Source organism: Streptomyces mesophilus (genome assembly GCF_040300965.1).
Classification (GTDB): domain Bacteria; phylum Actinomycetota; class Actinomycetes; order Streptomycetales; family Streptomycetaceae; genus Streptomyces; species Streptomyces mesophilus_A.
The window spans coordinates 1-3924 of sequence record NZ_JBEPEW010000294.1 but is presented as its reverse complement, the minus strand read 5'-3'; the positions used below and the strand labels follow the sequence as shown (position 1 = coordinate 3924).

Genomic DNA, 3924 nt, shown 5'->3' with positions numbered 1-3924 from the left:
AGCAGTCCGCCGAGGACGCGCCGCGGGGCAAGGGTGCGGCCAAGTCGGACACTTCCGCCGCCCGTAAGCGGGCGCGGTCGGCGCGTCGCTCTCGCCGGCCGGCGCGGGCACCCGCGCCTCACCGTTGCTCGTCGGTTTGCGCGGAGACGACGACTGCAGCGCCATGCCTCCGGTCGTACGGAACAGTTCGTCGGCCCCCGGCAGACTCACTCGGCGTGACACCGGGCGAGCACCTCCCTGGCGAGCTGGCGATAGGCGGCCGCACCAACGGAGTTGGAGGCGTACGTCGTGATCGGCTCACCGGCGACCGTGGTCTCCGGGAAGCGGACCGTGCGCCCGATCACCGTGTGGTAGACGTGATCGTCGAAGGCCTCGACGACGCGCGCGAGCACCTCACGGCTGTGCACCGTGCGCGAGTCGTACATCGTCGCGAGGATGCCGTCCAACTCCAGGTCGGGGTTGAGACGTTCCTGCACCTTCTCGATGGTCTCGGTGAGCAGCGCGACGCCGCGCAGCGCGAAGAACTCGCACTCGAGCGGCACGATCACCTTGTGCGCGGCGGTCAGCGCGTTCACGGTCAGCAGACCGAGCGAGGGCTGGCAGTCGATCACGATGTAGTCGTAGTCCTGCATCAGCGGCTTCAACGCACGCTGCAGCGTGGACTCGCGCGCGACCTCGCTCACCAACTGCACCTCGGCCGCCGACAAGTCGATATTGCTCGGCAGCAGGTCCATGTTGGGCACCGCGGTCTTCAGGAGCACCTCGTCGGCCGCCATGCCCCGCTCCATGAGCAGGTTGTAGACGGTGAGGTCGAGCTCCATCGGGTTGACACCCAGACCGACCGAGAGCGCACCCTGCGGGTCGAAGTCGACGAGCAGCACACGCCGTCCGTACTCCGCGAGCGCCGCACCCAGGTTGATGGTCGACGTGGTCTTGCCGACGCCGCCCTTCTGGTTGCACATCGCGATGATCTTCGCGGGCCCGTGGTCCGTCAGCGGACCCGGGATCGGGAAGTACGGCAGCGGCCGTCCCGTCGGACCGATACGCTCCCGGCGCTGGCGGGCAGCGTCCGGGGCCAGTGTGGCCGCGTATTCGGGGTCGGGCTCGTACTCGGCGTCGGGGTCGTAGAAGTGCCCCTCGGGCAGTTCGTCGTAGTCGGCGAAGTGCGTCGGGGTCTCACCACTCCGGTCGCCGGCCATGGCGTTCACTTGATGGCCATCCATGCTCTGGTGGGCGTTCAGCGTCTGCGTGGGGCGCTGCGTGTTCTGTCGCTCCGCGAAGGTTCTTACGGCGACTGAGCCGACAGCGCCGACAGTTTCGAACCCAGAGGGGCCCGACTCCTGCGCAGGCATTCCTGGTTGGCCACCCCCGGGAGTAAATGTCGACTCATTCACAAGTCGTCTTACCTCCTTGGGTGACCAGGAACATTTATCGATAGGTCAGCGTGACACCATGCCGACGGTTGGCGACTCTATGGCGTGTCACCGGTCCGCAGCAACACAATCCGCCGGACCCGGCCCGATGTGTCGGCAAAGGAACAGGCGCCTGTCAAGGGTGGACCGAGGGCGTATGGGGACGCGTCGACTGGTTTCACGGGTGTGCGAAACGGTTAAACAGTTACGTTCGAGGCGAGTTGATCGTCTCTCGCAAAGTGACCGGATACACACCGGGAACGCGGACGGCCGGACCTTGCGAACAAGGTCCGGCCGTCTGCGTCAGGTTGACGCGGGGCGTTGACCGATCAACCGGGAACGGGGCTCGGTTCAGCCGAGCAGCCTGCTCAGTTCGACGTGCTCCATGCCGTGCGCCTCGGCCACGGGACCGTAAACGACCTGGCCCTCATGGGTGTTGAGGCCCAGCGCGAGCGCGGGGTCGCGGCGCAGCGCCTCCACCCAGCCGTGGTTGGCGAGTTCGACGATGTACGGCAGCGTCGCGTTGGTCAGCGCGTACGTCGAGGTGTTCGGGACCGCGCCCGGCATGTTGGCCACGCAGTAGAAGACCGAGTTGTGGACCTTGAAGGTCGGCTCGGCGTGCGTGGTCGGGTGCGAGTCCTCGAAGCAGCCGCCCTGGTCGATCGCAATGTCGACAAGAACACTTCCGGGCTTCATCCGGGACACCAGCTCGTTGGTGACCAGCTTCGGCGCCTTGGCGCCGGGGATGAGCACGGCACCGACCACGAGGTCGGCGTCGAGGACGGCCTTCTCCAGCTCGAAGGCGTTGGAGACGATCGCGCGCACCTTGGTGCCGAAGACCTTGTCGGCCTCGCGCAGCTTGTTGACGTCCTTGTCGAGCAGCGTCACATGGAAGCCGAGCCCGACGGCGATCTGCGTGGCGTTCCAGCCGGAGACACCGCCGCCGATGACGACCGCCTTGCCCGGGTGCGTACCGGGCACACCGCCCGGCAGCACACCGCGGCCGCCGGCGGAGGCCATCAGGTGGTACGCGCCGACCTGCGGGGCGAGGCGGCCCGCGACCTCGGACATCGGGGCGAGCAGCGGCAGCGCGCGGTTCGCGGTCTCGACGGTCTCGTAGGCGATGGCCGTGGTGCCGGACTCGAGGAGCGCGTCGGTGCACTCCTTGGAGGCGGCCAGGTGCAGGTAGGTGAAGAGCGTCTGGTCCTTGCGCAGGCGGTGGTACTCCTCCGCGATCGGCTCCTTGACCTTCAGGAGCAGATCGGCGGTGGCCCAGACCTCGTCGGCGGTCGGCAGGATCGTCGCGCCCGCGGCGGTGAACTCCTCGTTCGAGATCGAGGAGCCGACACCGGCGTCGTGCTCGATGAAGACCTGGTGGCCGTGGCGTACGAGCTCATGCACGCCGGCGGGGGTGATCGCCACCCGGAACTCGTTGTTCTTGACCTCGCGGGGGATGCCGACCTTCATCGTCGATCACGGTCCTTGACTCAGGGAAATTCACGGGCATAGACGCACGAACCCGAACGCAGAGAGCGCACCGGGCAGAGGCCGCAGAAGTAGGCGGCGGAGCCAGTCTAATGAAGGATGTCTCGCTGTCTAGCCTTTGAAAGCTTCAATCTGATCTGAATGCACTACGGATTTCGTAGGCCATCGGCTCCAGCCACCCACAACACCGCCCGGTTACTGCGCTCCGTGCAGCTCTTCTCCCAGCATGCGCTCGGCGGCGGCCCTGTGCAGGCCGGCCGCGGCGCTGTCCCCGAGCCGGTCCAGGGTGTCCGCGAGCCGCACCTGCAGGGCGGCCTGAAGCCGTACGTCCTCGGCCTTGCGGGCCCACTCCACCGCCTGCCGGCAGGTGTGCAGCGACTCCTCGGGCCGGCCCGCGTACTCCTGCACCCGGGCCATCTCGCTCAGCGCCCTTGCATACGAAGGCACATCGGCCTCCTTGCGATAGCCGGCCGCGGCCGAGCGCCAGCTGCGCAGCGCCTCGCCGTACTGGCCCGCATAGGTGTGCACGGTCCCGAGTCGCCCGTAGAGGCGCGAAACCTCGGCGCGCTCGTCGCGCGCGAGCCGCTGGGCGAGGGCCCGTCCGAACCAGTCGGCGGCCCGGTGCCAGTCCCCCAGCTCCTGGTAGGCGCCGCCGATGGATTCCATGGCGCGCCCGGTCGCATACGGGTCGGAGGCGGCGCGCGCGGTGTTGAGCGCGGACCGGTAGCGGGCCAGCGCCTCCTGGGTGCGGCCGGTCTGCGCGTCCAGGTCGGCGAGATTGAGCAGTGCGGCCGCCTTCTCGCGCGGCAGCTCGCGCCGCGCGGCCACATCGAGGACCAGCGTGTGGATTCCGTACAGCTCGGGCGCGGCCGCCTGAGTGCCCCGGTGGGCCACGAGCGCGCGGGTGAGCGCGGCCATCAACCGCCGTGCGAGCGTGTCGAGTTCACCGTCGGCGACCGCGAGCCGCGCCGACGCGAGCAGCGCGGGCTGGCGCAGCCGCAGCCACTGCGCGGCGGCGGCGGGGTTC

The 3924-nt window shown here is 68.7% G+C and carries 3 protein-coding genes and 1 pseudogene; all 4 read right to left on the bottom strand.

What is annotated here, in order from left to right; all coding sequences use genetic code 11:
• A pseudogene (locus ABT367_RS41150) lies at window positions 1–222 on the bottom strand (hypothetical protein); the annotation flags it as partial.
• Entirely contained in the window at window positions 207–1352 is a 1146-nt protein-coding gene (locus ABT367_RS41145) for a ParA family protein (RefSeq protein ID WP_187815743.1), read from the bottom strand. The gene ABT367_RS41145 and the pseudogene ABT367_RS41150, both read right to left, overlap by 16 nt.
• A gap of 411 nt (window positions 1353–1763) precedes the next feature.
• Window positions 1764–2879 (bottom strand): alanine dehydrogenase, encoded by a 1116-nt coding sequence (gene ald, locus ABT367_RS41140; protein ID WP_352259071.1) that lies wholly within the window; start codon window positions 2877–2879, stop codon window positions 1764–1766.
• 213 nt (window positions 2880–3092) lie between these two features.
• Window positions 3093–3924 (bottom strand): tetratricopeptide repeat protein (locus tag ABT367_RS41135; RefSeq protein WP_352259069.1); only part of this gene is annotated, 832 nt, incomplete at its 5' end.